The following is a 21,851-nucleotide window of genomic DNA, read 5'->3' as shown; positions in this document are numbered from 1 at the left end:
CTCATCCTGCCTCCTCATCCCCCTTACCAAAAGAAAAAGCTGTTTTTTTAGCATTAACGAAATTTGTATATCCAAAACACTGACTATTTCCATCATTTTTACCGCAGAGCCGATTATACACCCATTTTTGGATATGTGTTGCCTCCAATGTAGATAAATCACAATCGGACAAAAAACACTTCAGCGGATGCTCTCTATAAAAGGTTATCAATTCTTTGTTTTTGATATTCTCTAATTGAGGTGTGTATGTTTGCATGCATTGAATAATAGCGTCAACACTTTGAGAATCAGCTTCTGAACCTGGGGCTAACCTACAGAAAACTTCAGGGTTTTGATTATTTCTCCAGTTAAAAGATCTGCATGTTATTTCTTCCCTTAATCCAGCGGCTATTCTGATAAGGCGAACATCACGATCTGCAGGCCATACTTTAGCAGTCTCTTCAGTAACAGGTTCTCCTCCAAGTGCAACCAGTTCCTCTCTTGGAGTTCTACGGTATCGTATCATTCCCTCTTCCGCTTCTGGATCATAGAACCTAGTTCTAGGAACTTCTCGTACCTCTTCTTGAAAGTCTAGGCTAGCATCATCATTAATAGCTGATATAACCGGATTACGTGTGATTAGAAAGTCACTCAGATAATCACCTGCCCATTCTTTTACACCTATTTTTTTTGTTCGTGGATTAACTGAAAGAAGAACTGCCATATGCCCATCGCTAAATAATCGACTTTGAATCACCCCTTTAGCACCTTTCCACACGCAGTGCGCAAATACAGGTATAAAATCTGTGGGAGAAGAAGCACTACTTGGCCAGTAGCGTTTAGCTGATGAATAGTGATTATATACAGAATACCGAATGCTTTCATCATCTCTAAAGATTTTGAACTCTAAGGTAGCATCACGTTGCAATCTCCAGCTACATATAGATTCAATTGCTAGTTGACTAGCCGGAATTAGATCCAGGTCACAAAGTGTTTGATTAACATGGTTAGTAGATGGATTAAAATTGGGAATGGTCATGGTTAATGTTTCTTTTTTGAGGATTTTTTTTATATGAATATTGAATGTTTTATTAGTTCTTTCACTGCTACTAAACTAGCTGCAAAGACCTTGTATAAGACATTGTCTTACTGATTTTCTATTTAAAGAATAAACATATTAATTGTAAAAAAAAGCTTAAGTCAACAATTGTTTTACTACTGCTTGTTTTATTGCTTTTAAAAACTGTTAATCCATTTTTTTCTCTAGCTAATCATTCCTTACAACAAAGACAGCTGGAAGCTTATCAAATAAAGGTTGTTCTTTTTTCCATTGCGCGATTCTATCCGTTTTTACCCACTGTTGATCAGAGGTAAGATTACAAGCAATGGACAACCAACTTTGATTGGGAAGTGTTGTGCAGAGTTGCTTAAAGAGTTTTTGATTACGATAAGGGGTTTCAATAAACAGATGGGTGTATTCTTTTTGAGAGCTTGTAGTCATTTGCTTTAACTTTTCCATAAGCAACTTCTCTTCTCTTGGCAAATAGCCATGGAAAATAAATCTCTGTCCCCCAAGCCCTGATAACATTAAAGCTAAAACTATGCTTGAAGGACCAACACATGCCTCTATTTGTATTCCTTTTTTCTTGGCTTGTAGGACTATATCTGCACCAGGATCTGCAAGACAAGCAAGTCCACAATCTGAAATAAGCCCCCAGGGAGCAGGGCTTTTTGCAATTGTCTCAACAAGTTCTTCTTTTTGCAGAGCCGTAGTGTGTTCGTTTAAAAGCAGGATGGGAACATCGCGAAAAGTTTTAGGTGCTAGAAATACAAATCGTTTTAAATAACGCCTTGCTTCTTTTTCTGTTTCTGCAATGAGCCCGCCAAGATTTGCTACGATAGTGTCAACTGTACTTGGGAAAAAAGCGTGATGATCTTGGGAGTTATCTAGTAAATTAGGCAAAAGATATAAAGTAGGCATGATTTTAAAAAGATAATTGGCAGTTTAACATATGTAATAAAACAGCAGGAGTAGCAGCGCTATTTTTTGCTAACATCTCCGTTTGAAAGAGGTGATACAAAGCTTGTATAAGCCATTTTTCCTCTTTTTCTTGTGCAAAGGAAAATAGCTTTTCTAATGGGTTTTTTTTAATCGCAGGAAACTTAGAGAAAATCTCTGCATGAGGTATTTTTTTTTCTAATAGAGTGCGTATTTCTAAACTACGCTGCAGCTGAAGACGCATCTGTCCAATTAAAGAGAGTAGGCATGAGATGTCTATCTCCGAGTCCAGTGAGATTTTTTGCTTAGAAAACAGGATCCCATCAGAGAGTTGCCATAAATTGGCTAATTTTTGATCGGTACAAATCGCTGCTAAATCCATCTCTTCGATGTTTAAACGCTCTCCAATAAAGGTAATGATCTTTTCAAGGTCTTGTTCCAAAATAGCCAGGTCCATTCCTCTTTTTTCCAATAACTGCTCTATTAAGGAGGAAGAGCACTTCTTTTTTCGAGATGTAACAAACCCTCTTAGGTAATTTTTTAACCTCTCTTTACGATCCCAAGGTTTTTCTTCTGTAAAGTCGCAGGAAATAAGGTCTTTTTTTCCTTCCATATATATTTCTTGTGCGGTCTTTGCGTGAGAGATCCCTAGTAATAAAAAAGTAGAGCTTGCAGGATTTGTAAAATAGCGCGTTAAGCTGTTTAAATCCTCTTTCCTAATCGATTGGATAGAATCATAAAAAACAATACGGCTTTTTTCGAAAAGAGAGATGGTATTAAGCTCGTCTAGTAAATGCACTATGGGTACAGCTTCTTTTGTAGTAAACGTACCATCGGGATAAAAAAAACCAATCCGCGCAGCAACCTGCTCTGCCATGCGTTTTCTCTCATAAGCATCAGGAATAGCCAATAAGTATACAGGTGCTAAATGCTCTTTTTTAGCTTCTAATAAGTGTTTTTCAAATGCAGTTGCCCGATTGAACTTCACTTGTATCCTCCCAATGATAGATGACTTTTTTTTGTATTTCTGGATGCAAGCTATGAATTACAGGACATCTCTCTGCTGCTTGGATGAGCTGCTCTGTGATTATTGTAGAAAAAGCCCTTGGACAAAAAAACTCAACATTAATTGATTTAAGCCTGCGAATAGGCGCTACTTGCATCTCTTTTGTTACTTGCAGATAACTCCCTACTAGATCAACCTTCAGCTCTTTAGCTTTATATCCCATCATAGTTAGCATACAGGATGCTACACTAATTACTAGTAAATCTGTGGGAGAAAAAAACTCACCCAATCCCGAAACAGCTTTAGGGGCATCCGTAACCAGCGATACTTCTGAGTCCACACGGGTTCTTAAGTCTTTTTCCAAGAGGATTTTAACTTTTTCCATAGATCTCCTTTAGTAAAATGCTCTTTTTACCGTATATCTTTCTAAAAATCAAGGGTATAAATTTTTTATTTGACAAATCTTGAAAATCAGGGTAACCTAGACTTAAGGGGTCCTCTATCTATAAAAAAGGGGGTTTGATTATGATCCGCAACTTATTTAGACGCAAAAAGCCCTTGGTGAAAAAAAAACAACCTCCTGCCGGCCCGAAGAAAAAACACACTCCTCTTAAGGAAAATGTTAAAAAACCCACTGAGAAAATTTTAACAGCTGAAGGATGGAAAAGACTTATGATGCGTCCTAAAAAGACTGAAAAATCATAAGTCTTTAGAAATTTTTAAGCTAAACCTCTGAGCCTATTAATTGTTTCTTGATTCTTTTGTAATCGCTCATTAGAAGGTGGATGTGAAGATATTGCATCTCCAGCTTTTTGCAACAATCCCTTCTGCTGATCTTTACTTTGACCTTTCATAGCTAAGAACATTTGCTGCAGACTTACAGAAGCATCTATGTTGTAGATAGCCTTATGAGCAATTGTTATTCCAAGCTCATCTGCTTCAAATTCATGGAATTGACTATGACCTGTTTGTAGGAAAAAGGCAGGAATTGAACAAATACTTTCAATGGTTTTGCAAAGATCTTCTCTATTCTTCACAAGCTTTTCTTCTGCTTTTTTCTTCTCGTCTCCTTTTAGAGTCTCATCTACATTTGGCTTGCGAACAAACAAAACAGAGAGCCCATAAGCAGCACATTTTATGACTAAACTTGAAAAAATAGAGATTTGCATACGCTTAGCACTATGTTCTGCAACAGCATGTACGATCTCATGACCTAATACAGCAGCAATCAGGTCTTTTCGTGTAATGTTACCTATTGCACGCCCTTTCATCATTTCAAGCATGCCTGTTGTGATAGCCACTTTCCCTCCAGGACAACAAAAGGCATTAACCGTGTTATCTTTTTTTACGCGTATTTCCCATGACATATTTTTTGTCGAAGGGCATTTTTCTTTTACCACTCTAACTAAGTCGTTAAACACCTCATTAACATCATTTACTAGAGCCTTGAGATCAGCATCTGATTCTATGGGCTTTAGTGTTTTATAAGATGGGCATGCTGAAGCATATGTCATATATCCTAAAGCATTAACTACAAAATTCGGGATAAATTTAAAGCTTCTGCGTTTAGTTAATTCGTTTTCAGGATACACAAAGTCCATAACCTTATGTGCTAGAGTCTCAAATGCCTGATAAGGCCTTGTGGATTTAGTGTATTCCCAAGAACAAGAAATGCATTGAGGAAAAGCGATTTGCATAAAAATCCTTAGTTAATTTAATGAAAGATTAACTAGTATAGCAATAATTTAACATTTAAAGCAATTCAATAAGCCATAGATTTTAAACACTAAGTTTAGTGTAATAAATTTTTTAATAAAACAATTTAATATAAAATAATTAAAATCTCGAATTTATTTTAATGAAAAATATATTTACAAGTGGTTTTAAGAGCTAAAATCCCCTTCTTATAGTATTTTGAGCAATTTTTCCTCTTTAAAAGATTGAGTAATTTTTCTTAGTTTGTTACACTTTTCTTTTTAGTTAAAAAATTAACCGTAAAAGGAACTTCCTTATGCTTCCGATCAACCTAAAAGGCAAGAAGGCGTTTATTGCAGGAATTGGAGATGACCAAGGCTTTGGCTGGGCAATTGCTAAAGCGCTTGCAGAAGCAGGCGCTGAGATTATCATCGGTACTTGGACTCCTCTTTTAAAGATTTTCACCTCTGCTTGGAATGCAGGAAAATTTGATGCTTCCCGTATGCTCTCCGATGGGAGCCTTATGCAGTATCTAAAAGTATACCCTTTAGATGCATCTTTTGATAAACCAGAAGACGTACCTGAAGAAATTCGCTCAAATAAACGCTATCAAGACGCTTCTGGATACACCATTTCCGAAGTAGCCTCTAATGTAGCAGATGATTTCGGTACCATTGATATTCTAGTGCATGCTTTAGCTAATGCACCTGAAGTGAAAAAACCTCTTTTAGAAACATCTAGAAAAGGGTATTTGGCAGCTTTAAGCGCTTCCAGTTATTCTTTTATCAGTTTACTTGCGTATTTTGGACCCATTATGAGTGCAGATGGGGCAGTCCTAACTTTAACCTATTTAGCATCTGAGCGTGTTGTACCAGGTTATGGTGGTGGGATGAGTTCTGCCAAAGCAGCACTTGAGAGCGATACGCGCACACTAGCATGGGAAGCAGGAAGAAAGTGGGGAATCCGCGTTAATGCAATTTCTGCAGGGCCCCTAGCAAGCAGAGCTGCTCGAGCTATTGGGTTTATCGATGATATGATTGCTTATTCTCAAGCTAATGCTCCTTTGGTTAAAAATCTATCCGCGGAAGAAATAGGCAATAGCTCTGCTTTTCTTCTGTCTCCTTTAGCCTCTGGCATTACAGGTGTCACTCTTTATGTGGACAATGGAATGCATGCTATGGGAATAGCTGTTGATAGTCAAGCACTGCATCCTATGGGTGCAGTTCACTAAGCGCTTTTTGCAGAGCTTCAATAATTCCATATTGATAAGAGGGTTTGGCAATAATATCTGCTAAATCATGCATTTCTAAAGGCGCTGAGTGCATGACAATTTTGATATCAGCTCTTTCTAGCATGCTTATGTCATTTAAATCATCTCCTGCTGCAATCACCTTTCCTATTTTGCCTGTTTGCTTAATTACGTTCTTTAAAGCGTTTCCTTTTGTCGCTTCTGGATGTGTAATTAAATTTAAATACACACCTTCAGCAAGAGGATCCCGAATCAAAGTAATAGATAGGCGTTTATCGTCTTTTAAACTTTCATAGATAAGAGTCATTTCTTTTTTAGTCCCTAAACATTTAATTAAAGGAAAACGCAAATGATCAGCAAAAGAAAAGCTCTTAACAGCTTGCCAAGGCTCTAAGGAAAGCTGTTTCATCATATCTACATGTGCTTGAATTTTCTGAGAAAATAGATGAGGCCGGTAATAACAAAAATCTCCTTTTTCCCATCCTGCATAAACAAGAAAGTCCTCTGCAAATTCAGAACACAAGGCTTCTAAAGTAGGGATAATGTTTGGGCTTAAATAATGACGAATGACTAATTCTTGATTAGGGGTATAAAGAACATCTGCTCCATTTTGAACAGCTAGGTAAAAAGAAAAATCAAAGAGTTCTAATGCTAGTCTAGCAAAGGATAGAGTGCGTCCTGTGATAATAAATACTTCCCATCCTTTAGCATGTAGCTCTTTTAAGTAAATAACTACTTCTTCTGGCACAATGTGCGTTTGATCGGTTAGAGTCCCATCAATATCTAATGCTAACCAGCCACAATGCTCTGTCATAAAAAAACCTCTTAAATGAAAACTACCTGGAAATTAAGAAAATCTCTAGACTAAACCTTCAACATAAAGGAGTAACATGCTTCACACCATCAAATATCTATTCATTGTTTTTAGTGTATCTAGTGCTTCTCTTTTTGCTCAAATGGAAAACACACCTTCTCAAGACCCCCATGTAAATGACCTTCCCTACTCTGTTTCTAAAGAGTTAATGCCTTTTCCGGACAGCGCTTCATTCACGCGAATGTGGATTACCATTGCTGCAGCTCTTATATTGCTTTTTGTAACTTTATGGCTACTACGTCGTTTTAAAACAGGACATTTTAAAAAAATGGGAGGAAGCTCTTCTACCCTTGCTATTGTAGAAAGAAAAACATTGAGCCCAAAAACCATGCTTTACATAGTAGAGATAAACAATAAGCGCTTGCTTATCTCTGAATCACAAGTAGAAGTGAGAACCTTAACAAGCGAAGACATTAGCAGCTTAGAAAAGAATTAATATTTTCTACCTAAAATCTCACTTGTAAGAATCGATTGCCTTAAACGAGATCGGTTTAATAGCCTTTTACCCCGACTACTAGAACTTTTAAGCAACAAAGAATCCTCTTCTTTTTCCCAAATAGAAGGCGCCCCCTGAGGTTTTACAGAAGTTGTCTTTGCATGTACCCTAGTGGAGGGAATCTTCTTAGGAGGCTGTATAGTTTCATGCTTAGGGGATTTTCGTATCTCATTAATGATATGCAATAGGATTCCAAGAAACAGAAACAATAAAAGCTGCAGATTTTGACTCATTAAATCTCCTCTTTAGCTAAAGATTTACGCATGAGCGTATCTGCTTGTACGTTATTCAACCGATAATAATCCATAACCCCTAAACGCCCTTCACGAAATGCCTGAGCAATCGCCATAGGAATTTGAGCTTCTGCTTCGACTAACTTAACTCTCATTTCGCCTTCCATAGCAACAGCCATAGCGCGACGCTTTTCTGCTTCTGCTTGTGCAATCTTTGTATCTGCTTTTGCTGAATCTGTACGCAAAATAGCACCGATATTTTCTCCAACGCTAATGTCTGCAATATCAATGGATAAAATCTCAAAAGCGGTCTGCGCATCCAACCCTCGGTCTAGCACAAGACGAGATATACGCTGAGGTGAACCCAAGACATCTGCATGAGTTGACGCTTCACCAATTGCGCTTACAATTCCTTCTCCTACTCTTGCAATAATTGTCTCTTCTGTAGCTCCACCAACTAGCTGCAGAATATTGGTACGCACCGTAACTCGCGCTCTGCATTTTAACTGGATTCCATCTTTAGCAACAGCTGTGATGTATTCCCCATGCTCACGCTCTGGACAATCGATTACTTTAGGATTTACCGAGGTCTTTACCGCTTCTAATAAATCTCTTCCCGCTAAATCAATGGCTGTTGCCTGTCTCCAGGTTAAAGGGATATTTGCTTTATCCGCTGCAATCATGGCTCTCACAATATTAAATACATTACCACCGGCTAAGTAATGGGTTTCTAGGTCAGAAACCGTAATCGATTTTAATCCAGCTTTATAAGAAGTAATACGAGCACTTACCATGATGCGTAAGGGAATTTTACGTAAACTCATTCCAACAATGTTAAATAAAGAAATGGGGGCTCCTGATACAAAAGCCTGAAACCACAACCCCACATAACGAAAGAGCATTAAAAAAACAATCAACCCAAAAACACCTATTCCAATACATAAAACAAGTAGAAACCCACCTAAATCAAAGCTATCCATTCGTTATCTCCTTTACAATTAAATATGCACCTCTTCCACCTAGAACTACAATAGAGGCATCTTTTGTAATAAATCCACCTTCTGATACAGCCTGATAGCGCTTCTTCTCAATCAACACATGGCCTGCCGTTTTTAACTCAGTAATAGCCACACCTTCTTTATCCACTAAATTACGATCAAAAAAAGAAGCGCTATACCCTTCCTGATCATCTTGCAAATAGAATTCTCCTCGTCTCTTAGAGCTTTTGATCCACCAAAGAGCTGCTTTGCATGTTCCTATTATAGCAAGGATAGTTCCCACTAAATAGATAAGGGATAAAGTAATAGGATTGCTTAAAAAAAATAAACCTAGGCTTAGTATAATAAATAAAGAACCCAATACGGCAAATACAGCACCGATTAAGAAAAATTCGAAGAAAATGAAAATCAAACCTAATATCGTAAATAAGCTAATCAACATAATTTTATTCTTTTAAAGAAGTTCAAGATAAGATCTTATATTAATCAAGAATAAAAAGCTTCCTTTTAAAAAGCCTCTTTCTTAAGAGAATTACACATTAGAATAAAAAAGATTTTCGATCTTATCGATTGTTTCTTGATCAGCTTCTGTGCACTCCCATTGCTCTCCAAGACTTTCTAATTTCTTTTCAAGCTGAGTAATGCGCCCTTTTAAAGCAGGCGTTGATTCAAGAGCAGAAAATCGACTTTCTCCAGAATTTGTAAAAAAAATTCGATCTTTTTGTTGATTCACCTTTTGGCAAGCTTTATAAAAAAGGATTCCTCCTTTTAAGGTTTCTGGTTTGATGGAGGAGTCTTCTGCTAAACTTGTATCTACTTCTTTTGTTTTTATCCGCTCATTAGCACAATTTTTAAGCTTACAAGTTAAGAACCACACAGGAAGAGAAGCCAAGCTCGCTGGAAAATAATTCATGGAACAATAACTTAAGCTCGCTGCAAAAGCAGTCAAACCAACGGCTATTTGAGCTATAGCATTTTCCCGCATTAGGTTTCTATTTTCTTCACTAACGCCCTTTTGAGTTATAGTAACATTTCTTTCTCCCCAAAGAGAAAGAAATTTATAACTATTAGGAGCAAGTTTTTCCAGCCTCTGATCCAAAAAAATGGTATGCCCATTAGCATTGTATTCCACTCTACCTTGTGCAATAGGAGCATGCTGTATGCTACATGGATGGAACATAAAAGCCATTCCTCATTAAATAATTAATAGATGATTAAGTCAGTATAATTGATAATAACATTTTATGAGCTATTTTTTAATCTTTTATTTCAAAAATCAAGATTTTTTTAAGTAATCCAAAATCACCTCCTGCGCTCTATCTAGATTTTTTTGAGCATGGCCAAGCGATAAGAAGTTCACCTCATAAGCAGAGGGTGATAAATAAATCCCACGGTGAAACAAGTATTGAAAAAAATCTTTAAACCTATCTGTATTTAAATTTTTTAAATCTTCTTGGTTTTCTACTTGGGTTATTCCAAAGAAAAAGCTAAACATCGAACCTAAATGGTGCAGAGTAATAGGTAAACTTTTTTTTATGATTAGATCTTTAATAGGATTTAAAAAATCATTTGTCAATGCTTCCAAATGAGAATAGATCTGAGGTTGTTTTAAGGTAAGAAGGGTTTCTAAGCCAGCACACATAGCAACCGGATTACCTGAAAGGGTTCCTGCTTGATACACGGGTCCAAGTGGGCTTAAGCAATCCATAATCTCTTTTTTTCCTCCAAAGGCAGCAGCGGGAAATCCTCCTCCTATGATTTTTCCTAAACAGGTAAGATCTGGCTTAATTCCATAATATCCTTGAGCTCCATTAAGTCCTATGCGAAATCCAGTGACTACTTCATCAAAAATCAGCACGATTTGTTTTTTTTGTGTTTCTTCTCTTAGCATCAAAAGAAATTCTTCCTTAGCAGGGATAAGTCCCATATTAGCCGCTATGGGTTCAATGATTACAGCAGCAATATCTGCAGTTTTTTGCAGAAAACAACGAGCGGTCTCTATATCGTTAAAAGCAAGAGAAATGGTATGAGAAATAACCTCATCAGGAACCCCCAAAGAAGAGGAGGTAGGCATATGTAGAACACCTGATCCAGCTTGGACAAGCAATGCATCGCTGTGGCCATGATAATGACCGTTAAATTTAATGATTTTATTCCGGCCTGTATAGCCTCTAGCTAAACGAATAGCACTCATAACAGCTTCTGTTCCAGAAGAGACAAAGCGTATTTTCTGGATGGATGGCATGCAGTTTATAATCTCTGTGGCTAATTGGTTTTCATATATATTTGTTATGCCAAAACTAGATCCACAAGCGATTTGCTCAGTGGCAACTGACACAACATTAGCTGGAGCATGACCTAAAATAAGAGCTCCCCAGCTCATGCAAAAGTCAACCCAACTATGGCCATCGATATCCCAGATTTGATCAGCAATTCCCCTCTGAACAATTAAAGGGATTAAGTCTACTGCTTGAAAAGAACGAACGGGAGAATTCACACCACCTGGTGTAACAAGACAGAGTTCTGTATAGATTTTTTTCGTATTAGGCCGCATGAGTACCATAAAAGTCCTTTTCACTAAATTTTTTGGGATTCTTTGTTTAAAAAGTTGCAACGGAAATAGATCGATCTCTAACCTGAAAAATCATACATTAGCTAATTTAAAATATGTTCCTTAAAAAATTAAGTACTTTTTTTTGTTTTCTACCCATAGCTATCTCTGCAGCGATTAGTTATAATGTGGAATTCGAAGGCATACAAGATATTCGTCTTTTAAAAGCGGTAAAATCCGCTTCTCAGCTCAGCTCGCAAAAAAGACGACCTCCTAATTCCATTCACGCTCTACGCTATCGCGCAGAAGAAGATGTTCCTTCTATCCTTAATGTTATGCATTCCTATGGATATTATGAAGCAAAAGTAGATATTCAAATTCATTCTTCTTTAGATCGTAACCTGGTTTCTATACTTATCTATCCCGGTGCTCGTTACCGGTTAAAAACTTTTGATATTCATTTAGACACAGATATAGAAGACACCTGTGCTTTTATGCGCTTAAATCATCTAGGAATTGAGCTAAATAAACCCATACACACACGTAATGTTTTAAATGCTGAATTAAAAACGCTTAGATTGCTAGCAGAGCATGGATTCCCTTTAGCTGAAATCAGCAGTAGAGAAATTGTAGCTGATGGTAGAACAAAAGAAGTGACTGTTGATTTATACATTAAAACCGGACAATTGGCTCTATTTGGTCCCCTTACCATTACAGGTTCGCCTGGCGTAAAATCTCGATTTTTTCGCAATAAAGTGGCGTGGGAAGAAGGAGACATTTATGACAGCCGTTTAGTGGAAAAAACACAAACTAAATTAATTGATTCTGAATTGTTTAGCTCGGTGCTCGTCAGGTACAAAGGGCAAGTCGATGCAGAGGGCTCGCTTCCCATGCAAATTGATACAAGCGAAGCTAAACATCGCACAATCAATATGGGATTAAGCTATCAAACAGTGTTTGGCCCTGGTGTTACCTTTGGATGGGAAAACCGCAATATTGCTCGCATGGGAAGGCGTTTAAGCCTACAAGGTGATCTCACCCATATGATTCAAACGGGGATAGCCAAATATTGGCATCCTGACTTTTATAAAGTAGGTCAAGATTTCATCTCACAAGCAGAAGCACAACGCGATTCTTTATATGCTTATTCCTCTAGATCCTATAACGCACAAGCAAGAATTGAAAGAAAGTTTAATGAGCATGTAAGCTTCTCTTATGGGGTTCGCCCAGAAATGCTTTATGTATCAGAGAGTGTGGAAAATGGAAAATTTTGGCTTTTGGAAGTTCCTCTTTATTTAAGGTATACTACAACTAATTCTTTGTTAAATCCCACAAAAGGAATCACATTAGAATATGTTGCAATTCCTACATTTAATATGAAAGACACAAATGAAAAATATTTGTACCAACAAATTAGCGAAAGCACTTACTGGCCATTGGATAAAAAAAATAGAGTGGTCTTTGCACAAAAAATAAAAGTTGGCTCGATCTTAAGCCATAATTTATCTGAGGTTCCTGTACCTAAAAGGCTCTTAGGTGGAACGGATGAGGATTTAAGAGGATATCGCTATCGCACGGTTAGTCCCCTTAGAGGTAGAAAGCCCATTGGTGGCAGAGCTGCTATTTATTTGAACTTTGAGCTTCGTTTTCAAGTCACTAAATCCATTGGACTCGTACCTTTTTTGGATTTAGGTAACGTACAAACATATGAACACTTGGCTCTGCACGGTAAATGGTTTAAGTCTATTGGGCTTGGACTGCGCTATTTTACTTTTGTAGGCCCTTTTCGTTTAGATGTGGCTTTTCCTTTAGATCGCCGAAAACACATAGATTCTGTATATAAAATCTTAGTAAGTATTGGTCAAACATTTTAGAGAAATTATGCTTAAATTACTTCTTTCTCCGCTGCGTTGGATAATTAGATTGCTTTTTCTATTGATCTTTTTGGTTTGTCTGTTTTTTGCATTGATCCAAACAAAGTGGGTTCAGGAAATCATTCAAAAAAAAATTACAAAGCTATTAGATGAAATGGGCATACAGATTAGATTAAAAGGTCTAAGCGGTACACTGCCTTTTAGTTGGCAAATTGACCAAGCAACTCTATTTACCAACCCTTACGAATCTTGGAATATCCAAGCGATCAAATTGCGTTTTGCTATTACTCCTCTTATCAGAGGACAGCTTGTGGTTGATTATTTGCATGTTGAGCAAATGGGCTGTACTTTTATGGAGGGCGTTCCTCCTGCCGCTAGCCTATCTATTGATGAAATAAGGATACATTTACGCAAAGCCTTAGAGAAGTTCTCACTACCTATACCTATTCGTGTTAAACACGCTTATGTTTCTGACTTCTTTTGCCCTTCTTTATACCCGCTACATCTAGCAATTCAAGCAAACGGAATGCTCAAAAATACACGAAGATTTTTTTTTGATGCATCTGTGCTCTCAAAACTAAACGACAAAGAAATCCTTCATTTGACCTTTGCAGGTAATAAAAGACGAAACCAAATCAATGCATATATAAAAATCCAAAGCCCTCTCTTTGAACAAGAGCTTTTAAGCGAAATTTCTTTAAAAGGACTATGGTCGAGCTGGGCTTCTCTTTTATATGATACTCATCCAAGCACTTTGCCTGTTCAAGGATTTTTAAAGGCTCATCTTCCACCACAAACTCCGCCAGTAGAGAAGTGTTTTGAACCGTTTCAATGGGATTGGAAATGCGCTTGCTCTTTTTCTGTCCCTAAATTTGATACTCTCTCTATTTATAATCTACATATCTATAGTCCCCCTATAGATATTCGTGGTGAGGCAGTTATGCACCCTAATCTAGATACCTCTTGGTTTAAATTCGATCTGCACTCTCAGGATTTATCGTTATTTAGCTCTTACTGTAAATATCCAGTGGAAGGGTCTTTGCAAGCACACGCTGCTTTTGATTCTGGTGTTTTTCAAGCCAAATATATAGTGCCTGAAGCCTCGTTTAATAGAGTGGAATTAGCCAATTTAAAAGGATCTATTCAAGGGAAAATGCAACAAGGAACTTTTTTTGCAGATACAGATCTTTTCCTACAAATAGAAGAGCTGCCTTTTAGAGCAGAAGCATCTTTAGAATATATTCCTTCCCAAGAACTTTTTATCGATAAAGCCCTTTTTACAGGAGCTTCTGCAAAAATGGAAGGCTTTTGCAGCTGGGATCTAACAAGAAATATTGTCGAAGGATCTATTTTTGCAAATGTGAATCAGCTCTCTCAACTTTTCTCTTTTACTTCCTATGATTTAGATGGAAGCTGCGCACTAGAGTGCAAGTTATCCCAAATAGACCAAGTACAAGTAGCTACTATTTCAGGTTCTATAAACCGCTTCCGTTTTCAAAATCACTATGCAAATGAGCTTTTATATAGCGCCCAGTTGTACGATCCTTTTGCAAATATACAAGGGAATATGCATTTGATTGCTCATCAGGGACGTACCTCACTGGGCACCATTGATGTTTTGGAACTCAAAACCCGCTCTGAAGATCATGTTTGGCCTTTTAGCTTAGAAGCAAGAGGGGATATAGAAGGAGAGTTTTTTTGCGAAATACAAGGATCTTATCGATTTGATCCTCATTTTCTTGCCTTTGAATGTACTTCTGCAAGAGGACAATTACTCAATATTCCTTTTGTATTGCGTTATCCTTTTGAATTAGAAATACAACCTTCTCTTTATACTCTTTCTCCTTTTTCTCTATCGGTTGGTGAGGGAGATGTCTACGCAAGCGGTGAAATAAGCGCAACCCACCTGCTAGGTAAATGTGATATTGCCCATTTTCCTTTGGAATTTGCCCGACCTATTACTCGCAATCTTTCTCTAAGAGGGAATCTTTCCATGCAAAGCTCTGTTGATGCTACTTTGGAAAACGCAGAAGGAGCTTGTAATGTAGTCATTGAAACAGCTCGTTTATTACAAGAAGATGAAGATACACCCGTCCTAGCCAAAGGATCCCTACAAGCGCATTTACATCAAAAGAAAGTGCAATTTTTTGTAGAAGTGCGTACAAAGGAAGCGGAAATGATCGATTTTTCCGGCTTTATCCCTATCGAATACAGTTTCTTTCCTTTTAAAGTACAAATCGATGAAAACACCCCTTTTTCAGCAGAACTCATTGCAGAAGGGAAATTAGAAAACCTCTTTGATTTTGTGCAATTAGGCTCTCATTATGCTACAGGCTTGATTTCTACTCGGCTTTTTTTCTCTCAAACCCTTCTCTCTCCTCGTTTGCAAGGTGATCTAGAGTGGCAATCAGGCAGTTATGACAATTACTATACAGGAACATCTTTAAGAGATATTCAAGCAAAACTTGCAGCAGAAAATGATAAGCTACATCTCACCTCATTTACCGCCCATGATCAAGAAGAAGGCACTGTTACTGCAACAGGAAATATCCTTTTAAACGTTCACCAACACTTCCCTTTTCTCTTTGAAACAACCCTAAGACATACCCACCTCTTAAAATTTCCTGTTTTTGATTCAACTTTTACCGGATCTGTCGTCTTAAGCGGAAATCGTTTAGAAGGACTTGCCAAAGGGGCTCTTTATGTCGATGAAGCAACTATTGAAATCCCCGATAAGCTCTCTACAGATCTACCACCTTTACCAATCAAATTTATACATATCCCCCCTTCTGTTACTTCCTATACTTTTGATGCTAAGCCTCTTTTTCCAATAAAACTCGATTTTGATCTAACAGCAGATGACAAAATTTTTGTTCGCGGTAAAGGCGTAAATTCTGAGTGGAAAGGAAAAGTCAAGCTCAAAGGAGATAATACACATTTCATTGCCGATGGCTCTTTATCTCTGATTAAAGGAGAGTACCTTTTCTCAGGAAAAATATTTAAACTCACAGAAGGACAAATCGTATTTAACGACACAGCTAAATTCAGCAGTTATTTAAGCTTAAGCGGACAGCTTACCCTACCTGATGTTGTGATAACTGCACAATTAAGAGGCCCATTGCAATCCCCACAACTCACCTTCCAATCCAATCCCCAACTCCCCACTAGCTCTATCTTATCTCGAGTTTTATTTGATAAAGACATCAGCGATATTTCTCAGTCAGAAGCCAGTAAACTCGCTAGCGCTCTAATGGCCATATCTAGTAGTGCAGGCCCTGACATACTCGATACGATTCGTAAAACTATTGGAGTGGATCGTTTAAATCTTGTCTCCAGCTCTTCTGGTTCCACAGAAGAAGTTGCCCTGCAAATCGGCAAGTATCTCACAAAAGGTGTCCTGATTACTCTCTCTCAAAGCACAACAAGTAGTCATGTCATCGTGGAAATAGAACTTCCCTACGGGTTTGTTTTCCAAGCAGAAACCCAAGAGGAGCAAGAAGGCAAGTTTTCGCTCAAATGGACTAAAAGTTATTAGAGACTGTTCTTTTAAAAAAATAAAAGATCTTCTAAAAAATCATTCCTCTATCTATAATTAATGCGGGGTAAATTTACCTCTTATTAAGAAAATGATTTAAATATTAAATTACAATTACTAAAGTTAAAAAAAATTTAACATTTAATTGCAAGAATTAAGAGGAAAAATATGGCAGAACTTATTTCCTTAAACTCTAATCTATACTTAGATCCCGAGCGAGCTCTTATGGGCCTTATTGCTAAATCAGAGGGGCAAGTTCAAGAAAGAGTTAAAAAAAAATCCGCTGAAGTTGAGCACCTACATGCAATACTTAATAGCTCTATGAGTCTTGCTTCTATATTTAGTGAAAAACCCAGCGCAAATAAAGTAGATTTCTCTAATAATAAAGAAGTGCGAGATCAGCTCAATCAATTATTCATATACAATCCTAAATGGATTGCTGACTTTCACCAAAATAAATTTAGTGAATCTGAACTAAAGAGCATTATAAATCATTTTAAAGAAGTGGACCAGCTTCAGCAATTACTCGTTAATTCCTCTCAAAATAAACTTGATGAATACGAGCTTGAAAATATAAAAAACTCTTTACAAGAGAAACTAGATAGTATTGACCCACAATTATACAGTTTTGATGCCGCCCAATTTTCTAAAATTAAATACATGCTAATTTACATAGAAAAAAGTACCTCTACTAAATTATCCCAGACGGTTTCTGAGTCTCATCAATTGACAGAAGAAGTGACTTTATTGTTAAAAACCTGTCATGAAACGGAAAGAAGACGCAGTCAATTTATGGAACATATTTTAAGAAAAGTTTAAATCTATGATTTTTAATAAAATAAATTTGTTAAAAAACGATAAAACTAATCTAAAAAGATTTAAAAATCTACCTATAGAAGAAAAAAAAGAGGCTTATGCATTAGGCCGTGTTCTTTATTCTTCCGGGGAATACATGAAAGCGTCCTATTTGTTTACTCATTTAGTGATAGCAGACCCTTTCATTGACTGTTTTTGGCATGGACTTGCAAGTTGCAAGCAGCTTTTAAAAGAATATGAAACTGCCATTGAAGCCTGGAAGGCGGTTTGCTCGTTGCATCCAAAAGATCCTTTGGGTTATTTTCATGCAGCAGAATGTTATCTCTCTATTGAAAATAAAAAAGAAGCTTTACAAAATCTTGATAAAGCAGAACAATTATGTAAGAATGTATCCTTATTAAATAGAATCCAATTACTTAAATCCATTCATGGTAATTAAATGACTCTTATTTCATCTCAAATGCCTTCCATAGAAAAGCAACCAATGCTTTCTATGCAAAAAATAGAAACGGACAAGGGATTTAAAACAGCACCCCAAGTTCAAGATACTTTAAAAGCCTGTATCAAAAAAGAAGAGAATACCTCTCTTAATCCTCAATTGCCCTCTTTTTCTCTTAATGGCTCTTATCTTTTTTTATTAGCTAATTTAGTTTCAGTGATTGAGCATGTTAAAAAAAACATAAGTGATTCCAATGAAAAACATATAGATGAAAGTGTTCATCAAATGAAAAAACTTTGCATTGAACATCTTAAAATAACAAATAATGCAGAAGAACAAGAATATAACTGTGAACAATGGAGGACCGCTCATTTAATAACCGCTGCAGCTACAGCTGCAATCCCCATAGCGCTGTTCTACTGTCCTAGTTTATTACCAAATCTATTTAACGTTTCTCTAATTGGAACAATGAAAATAACAGTAAATTCACAGAAAAATCTTAGAGAGGCCAACTTAGCTATTCTTAAAGCAGAAGAAGCCCAAACAAAACAAGACCTTGATACTGAAAAATATCGACAGGGATCTCTAGTAAAAAGCATCGAATACCAAGATGTTTTTACAAATAATATTAAAGAACTCTCACGAGTTTTACAGAACATGAGTTCATAGCATTAGCTAAAAATTCAAAAAATACAATAGAGGACTTTATGAGTTTATCCACAATCAATCATTTATCACATACTGCACAGATTGCAGATTTAGAAAATAAACAACAAAATTACGCTCATTCCGAAAGAACCGTAGATACGTTAAATAAGCAAGTTGGTCTAAAAGTTAATGAATACCTCTCTCAAGCTAAAGTAACAGGTTTAACAACCACTGTTATTGCAATAGCAACGCTCTTTAACACTTTCCTGGATTATAATATTACAAATGCTGAGCTCTCTGGTTCATTAAAAATTTTAAAAGGCGTAGTAAGTGCAATACCTAATATTGCTGATGGATCACAAAGAGTGCATAGTCAGCTGTCACAAGGTAAGATTTTTCAAATAGAGCATAAAATTGAAAAATTGAAAACTCGCTTATCTAACTTACAACAAGAAGCCTCTCGTTCTCATATTCAAGAATACCTAGATGTATTAACAGAAGCTCAAAGACGGCTAAGACAGCAATATAATTAAGTATCATAAAATTTCTATCCTCTTAAGCTGCAATCTATTCTTGCTTGCAGCTTTTAATCTTATCTTTATTTGACCCCAAATCCGCTTTTACTTATAGTCCAGTTCATGGGTAAACTTGCAAAAATCGACCTCACGAACTTCAAGAATAGACTTTTTATGAATGCTAGATGGCAAAACCTTTTGCCTAAATTAACGATATTTTCCTCTGTTGGCGACTATGTCCTTTTAATTCTTGCAGTGTTTAAAGCAACTCTCAAGAGACCACCGAATCTTTCGCTGATTTTAAAACAGCTATACGATATTGGAGTGACCTCTTTGCCGGTGGTTGCCATTACTGGATTTTCTACAGGGCTTGTGTTAGCGGCGCAGTCCTTTTACCAATTAGCGGATAAGGGATTAGCTTCTGTTACGGGCTTGATGGTATCCAAAGCTATGTTAACAGAGCTAGGGCCTGTTCTTACCTCTTTTATGATTACAGGAAGAGTGGGAGCTGCTATGTGTGCCGAATTGGGAACTATGTGTGTTACAGAACAAGTGGATGCTTTAAAGACCATGGCTGTTAATCCTAACCGTTATCTGATAGCTCCTCGTTGGATAGCAGGGATCTCTATGATGCCTCTTTTGACCATTTTTAGTATCTTTATGGGGATCTTTGGAGGCTATTTGCTTTCTATTTACTATTTTCATATGCCTCCTATGACCTATTTAGATCCTATTCCTATTCACGTGACCTATTTTGATCTAGTGGTTGGAATCACCAAGGCTTGTGTTTTTGGCTTTCTAATTATGACGATCTCTTGTTTTAAAGGGATGCGCACATCAGGTGGCGCAGCAGGAGTAGGAGAAAATACAACAAATAGCGTGGTTATTACCTATTGCGCTATTTTACTGGTTAATTTCCTTCTGACTATTGTTTTAAATTTAATTCACTTAGAACTTTTTGAGACCTCAATATGATTTCTGTTCGCAACTTATCTAAGAGCTTTAAGGACCTTGTGGTTTTTTCTGATTTAAACCTAGATGTAAACCAAGGTGAAACCCTTGTAGTTTTAGGACCTTCAGGTATTGGAAAAAGCGTTTTACTCAAACACCTCATTGGGTTAATAAAACCAGATAGGGGTACAGTGGATATTAATGGAGTGTGTATCACCAATTTAAAAGAAGAAGAGCTATCTAAATCTGTAGCAAATATGGGTATGTTATTTCAAGGAGCTGCCTTATTTGACTCCATGAATGTGGAAAAAAATGTAGGGTTTTACTTAAGCCAACATATAAACCCCTTAACTCAAAAAAAATACACCTCTGAAGAAATTGCAGGTAAGGTAGATCAGGCTCTAGAGCTTGTAGGATTAAAGGGCACACAGAAAAAAATGCCCTCTGAATTATCCGGAGGCATGCGTAAACGAGCAGCATTGGCTCGCTTAATTGTCTATAGACCGGAAATTATTTTATATGATGAACCAACTACTGGATTAGATCCTATTATTGCTATGGAAATTAATAAACTCATTGTAAAAACACAACAGGAGCTAAAAGCTACAAGTATCGTTGTTACACACGATATGTTTTCAGCGCTCTACGTCGGAGATCGTCTAGCGTTGATTCGGGATGGTAAAATCGCACATATAGCGCCTCGAGATCAATTTTTAGAAATTGATGACCCTCTAATTAAATCTTTATACAACAGCATTTCGCAAGATCCGAGAAAGCTAAGGGAGAAAGCAAACCATGGGTGAACAAACAAAAAGTGTGTTAATCGGTGTTTTTGTCATTGTTGCATGCGCTCTTCTTATTTGGATGGTTGCCTTCCTAAAGCCTAGCGTAGGAGATGGGAAACAAATTCTATACGTACGCTTTTCTAACATTGATCGCATTAACGTGGGTACACGAGTGCTCTTTGCAGGTAAGCCCGTTGGAGAAGTGACTTCCATTGAAGAAATTCAAAATGCCAGGCAAAAGCCTTTATCCGATCTTCTGCAGCGTTTATACTACTATCAGCTTGTGCTTAAGATCGATTCCAAGGTCAAAGTATATGACACAGATGAAGTTATGGTGCAAACAGCGGGCCTTTTAGGAGAAAGATCTATTGCCATTATCCCAAAAGCTCCTCCTAAAGGCACAATCCCTAAACTGATTTCCGGTCAACCGATCTACGCTGATTCGGTAGATCCGATTGAGAGTGCTTTTATAGAATTAAAAGATGCTTTTGCGGATCTACAAAAAAAGGCAGATGCCTTTACCAACTGGTTTTTTGCTAATCAGCAATCTTTTGTCAATGCAGCTGACTCTTTTGCAGATGCTATGACGCAGGCTAAATCCACCCTGCAGGAATTTCAAGATAAAGAAATCATAGATGAGACAAAAACAGCTCTTAGCAATTTCTCCTGTGTAGCGAGTTTAATTTCTGATGCCATTGATCAGTTAAATGCCCATAACTCCTTTGATAATGCAGGAGTAGCTATTGCTCATATTAGAAATGCAGCAGAGTCCTTTGATCGTTTAAGTTACGATCTTGAATATGGAACAGGGACACTAGGAAAATTAATCAAACAAGATGATGTGTATTGGCGCTTAACAACTATCTTAGGCAAAGCAGATACCATGATGAATGATATTAATCATTATGGTCTTCTATTTAACTCTAACAAAAGTTGGCAAAGGCAAAGAGCTCAACGTATTTGTCTGATGAACTCTTTAGATACCCCGCTAGGTTTTAAGGAGTATTTTTCTACTGAGATTGATCTAGTGAATACCTCAATGGCAAGGATTTCTATGTTAATCGACAAAGCCAAATATAATCCTCAGAAGCAAGATATCTTAGATAATTCTCAATTTCAGGAAGAATTTATGGAGCTAATGCGTCAGGTAGAAGATTTAACAAATGACTTGCGCCTTTATAACGAAGAACTTATACAAGCACAATAAA

Annotated in this window: 23 protein-coding genes; 12 read left to right on the top strand and 11 right to left on the bottom strand. The window is 37.0% G+C overall.

The features are described from left to right. Nucleotide 1: 1 nt before the first annotated feature. From RHTP_RS01340 to RHTP_RS01325, 4 genes are all read right to left on the bottom strand, one after another. A complete protein-coding gene (locus tag RHTP_RS01340; protein WP_138106273.1) occupies nt 2-1,018 on the bottom strand; it encodes a hypothetical protein in 1,017 nt (338 codons plus the stop codon). A 228-nt stretch (nt 1,019-1,246) separates the two neighbouring features. Beyond that, complete coding sequence (locus tag RHTP_RS01335) at nt 1,247-1,960, bottom strand: SAM-dependent methyltransferase (RefSeq protein ID WP_138106271.1); 714 nt, start codon at nt 1,958-1,960, stop codon at nt 1,247-1,249. A 4-nt stretch (nt 1,961-1,964) separates the two neighbouring features. Next, nucleotides 1,965-2,966: a DNA polymerase III subunit delta gene (holA, locus tag RHTP_RS01330; RefSeq protein WP_138106269.1), complete on the bottom strand. Its 1,002-nt coding sequence runs from the start codon at nt 2,964-2,966 to the stop codon at nt 1,965-1,967. Then, complete coding sequence (locus RHTP_RS01325) at nt 2,938-3,369, bottom strand: OsmC family protein (RefSeq protein WP_138106267.1); 432 nt, start codon at nt 3,367-3,369, stop codon at nt 2,938-2,940. Before RHTP_RS01325 ends, holA begins: the two co-directional genes overlap by 29 nt. A gap of 140 nt (nt 3,370-3,509) precedes the next feature. On the opposite strand from RHTP_RS01325, the gene RHTP_RS01320 reads away from it, so the two are divergent. Beyond that, nucleotides 3,510-3,689, top strand: a complete 180-nt coding sequence (locus RHTP_RS01320; protein WP_138106265.1) for a hypothetical protein — start codon at nt 3,510-3,512, stop codon at nt 3,687-3,689. A gap of 14 nt (nt 3,690-3,703) precedes the next feature. On the opposite strand, the gene RHTP_RS01315 is transcribed toward RHTP_RS01320, so the two are convergent. Continuing rightward, on the bottom strand, nt 3,704-4,681 hold the full coding sequence (locus tag RHTP_RS01315) for a M48 family metalloprotease (RefSeq protein ID WP_138106263.1): 978 nt from the start codon (nt 4,679-4,681) through the stop codon (nt 3,704-3,706). Between the two features lie 314 nt (nt 4,682-4,995). Between RHTP_RS01315 and RHTP_RS01310 the strand changes: the two genes are divergently transcribed. After that, nucleotides 4,996-5,910, top strand: coding sequence for an enoyl-[acyl-carrier-protein] reductase (locus RHTP_RS01310; protein ID WP_138106261.1), 915 nt, complete (start codon nt 4,996-4,998; stop codon nt 5,908-5,910). Here the strand turns inward: RHTP_RS01310 and RHTP_RS01305 are convergent. Beyond that, nucleotides 5,891-6,742, bottom strand: a complete 852-nt coding sequence (locus RHTP_RS01305) for an HAD-IIB family hydrolase (RefSeq protein WP_138106259.1) — start codon at nt 6,740-6,742, stop codon at nt 5,891-5,893. The genes RHTP_RS01310 and RHTP_RS01305 overlap by 20 nt on opposite strands. A 76-nt stretch (nt 6,743-6,818) precedes the next feature. On the opposite strand from RHTP_RS01305, the gene RHTP_RS01300 reads away from it, so the two are divergent. After that, a complete protein-coding gene (locus tag RHTP_RS01300) occupies nt 6,819-7,238 on the top strand; it encodes a flagellar biosynthetic protein FliO (RefSeq protein ID WP_138106257.1) in 420 nt (139 codons plus the stop codon). On the opposite strand, the gene RHTP_RS01295 is transcribed toward RHTP_RS01300, so the two are convergent. The 5 genes from RHTP_RS01295 to hemL all read right to left on the bottom strand — a co-directional run bounded on the left by RHTP_RS01295 (nt 7,235) and on the right by hemL (nt 11,092). Beyond that, complete coding sequence (locus RHTP_RS01295) at nt 7,235-7,531, bottom strand: hypothetical protein (RefSeq protein WP_138106255.1); 297 nt, start codon at nt 7,529-7,531, stop codon at nt 7,235-7,237. The genes RHTP_RS01300 and RHTP_RS01295 overlap by 4 nt on opposite strands. Continuing rightward, nucleotides 7,531-8,511, bottom strand: a complete 981-nt coding sequence (gene floA, locus RHTP_RS01290; protein WP_138106253.1) for a flotillin-like protein FloA — start codon at nt 8,509-8,511, stop codon at nt 7,531-7,533. The genes RHTP_RS01295 and floA overlap by 1 nt, the downstream gene beginning before the upstream one ends. Beyond that, nucleotides 8,504-8,971 (bottom strand): NfeD family protein, encoded by a 468-nt coding sequence (locus RHTP_RS01285; RefSeq protein ID WP_138106251.1) that lies wholly within the window; start codon nt 8,969-8,971, stop codon nt 8,504-8,506. Before RHTP_RS01285 ends, floA begins: the two co-directional genes overlap by 8 nt. A 90-nt stretch (nt 8,972-9,061) precedes the next feature. Next, on the bottom strand, nt 9,062-9,709 hold the full coding sequence (locus tag RHTP_RS01280; protein ID WP_138106249.1) for a hypothetical protein: 648 nt from the start codon (nt 9,707-9,709) through the stop codon (nt 9,062-9,064). Nucleotides 9,710-9,805: 96 nt separating this feature from the next. Then, nucleotides 9,806-11,092 carry a glutamate-1-semialdehyde 2,1-aminomutase gene (gene hemL / locus RHTP_RS01275; protein WP_138106247.1) on the bottom strand — a complete coding sequence of 429 codons (1,287 nt, stop codon included), beginning with the start codon at nt 11,090-11,092 and terminating at the stop codon, nt 9,806-9,808. A gap of 104 nt (nt 11,093-11,196) precedes the next feature. On the opposite strand from hemL, the gene RHTP_RS01270 reads away from it, so the two are divergent. The 9 genes from RHTP_RS01270 (at nt 11,197) to RHTP_RS01230 (ending at nt 21,850) form a co-directional block, all read left to right on the top strand. After that, a complete protein-coding gene (locus RHTP_RS01270; RefSeq protein ID WP_138106245.1) occupies nt 11,197-12,954 on the top strand; it encodes an autotransporter assembly complex protein TamA in 1,758 nt (585 codons plus the stop codon). 7 nt (nt 12,955-12,961) lie between these two features. Continuing rightward, nucleotides 12,962-16,489: a translocation/assembly module TamB domain-containing protein gene (locus RHTP_RS01265; RefSeq protein WP_138106243.1), complete on the top strand. Its 3,528-nt coding sequence runs from the start codon at nt 12,962-12,964 to the stop codon at nt 16,487-16,489. Between the two features lie 168 nt (nt 16,490-16,657). After that, nucleotides 16,658-17,308 (top strand): hypothetical protein, encoded by a 651-nt coding sequence (locus RHTP_RS01260; RefSeq protein ID WP_138106241.1) that lies wholly within the window; start codon nt 16,658-16,660, stop codon nt 17,306-17,308. Between the two features lie 4 nt (nt 17,309-17,312). Continuing rightward, nucleotides 17,313-17,744, top strand: coding sequence for a hypothetical protein (locus tag RHTP_RS01255; protein ID WP_138106239.1), 432 nt, complete (start codon nt 17,313-17,315; stop codon nt 17,742-17,744). Next, nucleotides 17,745-18,413: a hypothetical protein gene (locus RHTP_RS01250; protein ID WP_138106237.1), complete on the top strand. Its 669-nt coding sequence runs from the start codon at nt 17,745-17,747 to the stop codon at nt 18,411-18,413. Between the two features lie 38 nt (nt 18,414-18,451). Next, the gene (locus tag RHTP_RS01245) at nt 18,452-18,925 is read left to right on the top strand and encodes a hypothetical protein (protein WP_138106236.1); all 474 of its coding nucleotides are present in this window, start codon (nt 18,452-18,454) and stop codon (nt 18,923-18,925) included. A 156-nt stretch (nt 18,926-19,081) separates the two neighbouring features. Continuing rightward, the gene (locus tag RHTP_RS01240; RefSeq protein ID WP_138106235.1) at nt 19,082-19,882 is read left to right on the top strand and encodes an MlaE family ABC transporter permease; all 801 of its coding nucleotides are present in this window, start codon (nt 19,082-19,084) and stop codon (nt 19,880-19,882) included. Then, on the top strand, nt 19,879-20,661 hold the full coding sequence (locus tag RHTP_RS01235) for an ABC transporter ATP-binding protein (protein WP_138106234.1): 783 nt from the start codon (nt 19,879-19,881) through the stop codon (nt 20,659-20,661). The genes RHTP_RS01240 and RHTP_RS01235 overlap by 4 nt, the downstream gene beginning before the upstream one ends. Continuing rightward, nucleotides 20,654-21,850, top strand: a complete 1,197-nt coding sequence (locus tag RHTP_RS01230) for an MlaD family protein (protein ID WP_138106233.1) — start codon at nt 20,654-20,656, stop codon at nt 21,848-21,850. Before RHTP_RS01235 ends, RHTP_RS01230 begins: the two co-directional genes overlap by 8 nt. The last annotated feature ends 1 nt before the right edge of the window (nt 21,851 follow it).

The sequence above is a fragment of the Candidatus Rhabdochlamydia sp. T3358 genome (assembly GCF_901000775.1).
Classification (GTDB): Bacteria; Chlamydiota; Chlamydiia; order Chlamydiales; family Rhabdochlamydiaceae; genus Rhabdochlamydia.
Note: the sequence above shows the minus strand (reverse complement) of the source record. Positions and strands in the feature narration are given on the sequence as shown.

Bases quoted from the DNA above. Each gene is read 5' to 3' on its own strand.
- RHTP_RS01240 (WP_138106235.1), top strand. From the start codon at position 19,082: ATGAATGCTAGATGGCAAAACCTTTTGCCTAAATTAACGATATTTTCC.
- RHTP_RS01325 (WP_138106267.1), bottom strand. From the start codon at position 3,369: ATGGAAAAAGTTAAAATCCTCTTGGAAAAAGACTTAAGAACCCGTGTG.
- RHTP_RS01265 (WP_138106243.1), top strand. From the start codon at position 12,962: ATGCTTAAATTACTTCTTTCTCCGCTGCGTTGGATAATTAGATTGCTT.
- RHTP_RS01260 (WP_138106241.1), top strand. From the start codon at position 16,658: ATGGCAGAACTTATTTCCTTAAACTCTAATCTATACTTAGATCCCGAG.
- RHTP_RS01270 (WP_138106245.1), top strand. From the start codon at position 11,197: ATGTTCCTTAAAAAATTAAGTACTTTTTTTTGTTTTCTACCCATAGCT.
- RHTP_RS01250 (WP_138106237.1), top strand. From the start codon at position 17,745: ATGACTCTTATTTCATCTCAAATGCCTTCCATAGAAAAGCAACCAATG.
- RHTP_RS01280 (WP_138106249.1), bottom strand. From the start codon at position 9,709: ATGTTCCATCCATGTAGCATACAGCATGCTCCTATTGCACAAGGTAGA.
- RHTP_RS01245 (WP_138106236.1), top strand. From the start codon at position 18,452: ATGAGTTTATCCACAATCAATCATTTATCACATACTGCACAGATTGCA.
- RHTP_RS01310 (WP_138106261.1), top strand. From the start codon at position 4,996: ATGCTTCCGATCAACCTAAAAGGCAAGAAGGCGTTTATTGCAGGAATT.
- RHTP_RS01235 (WP_138106234.1), top strand. From the start codon at position 19,879: ATGATTTCTGTTCGCAACTTATCTAAGAGCTTTAAGGACCTTGTGGTT.
- RHTP_RS01285 (WP_138106251.1), bottom strand. From the start codon at position 8,971: ATGTTGATTAGCTTATTTACGATATTAGGTTTGATTTTCATTTTCTTC.
- RHTP_RS01300 (WP_138106257.1), top strand. From the start codon at position 6,819: ATGCTTCACACCATCAAATATCTATTCATTGTTTTTAGTGTATCTAGT.
- hemL (WP_138106247.1), bottom strand. From the start codon at position 11,092: ATGGTACTCATGCGGCCTAATACGAAAAAAATCTATACAGAACTCTGT.
- RHTP_RS01335 (WP_138106271.1), bottom strand. From the start codon at position 1,960: ATGCCTACTTTATATCTTTTGCCTAATTTACTAGATAACTCCCAAGAT.
- RHTP_RS01305 (WP_138106259.1), bottom strand. From the start codon at position 6,742: ATGACAGAGCATTGTGGCTGGTTAGCATTAGATATTGATGGGACTCTA.
- RHTP_RS01295 (WP_138106255.1), bottom strand. From the start codon at position 7,531: ATGAGTCAAAATCTGCAGCTTTTATTGTTTCTGTTTCTTGGAATCCTA.
- RHTP_RS01255 (WP_138106239.1), top strand. From the start codon at position 17,313: ATGATTTTTAATAAAATAAATTTGTTAAAAAACGATAAAACTAATCTA.
- RHTP_RS01230 (WP_138106233.1), top strand. From the start codon at position 20,654: ATGGGTGAACAAACAAAAAGTGTGTTAATCGGTGTTTTTGTCATTGTT.
- RHTP_RS01340 (WP_138106273.1), bottom strand. From the start codon at position 1,018: ATGACCATTCCCAATTTTAATCCATCTACTAACCATGTTAATCAAACA.
- floA (WP_138106253.1), bottom strand. From the start codon at position 8,511: ATGGATAGCTTTGATTTAGGTGGGTTTCTACTTGTTTTATGTATTGGA.
- RHTP_RS01320 (WP_138106265.1), top strand. From the start codon at position 3,510: ATGATCCGCAACTTATTTAGACGCAAAAAGCCCTTGGTGAAAAAAAAA.
- RHTP_RS01315 (WP_138106263.1), bottom strand. From the start codon at position 4,681: ATGCAAATCGCTTTTCCTCAATGCATTTCTTGTTCTTGGGAATACACT.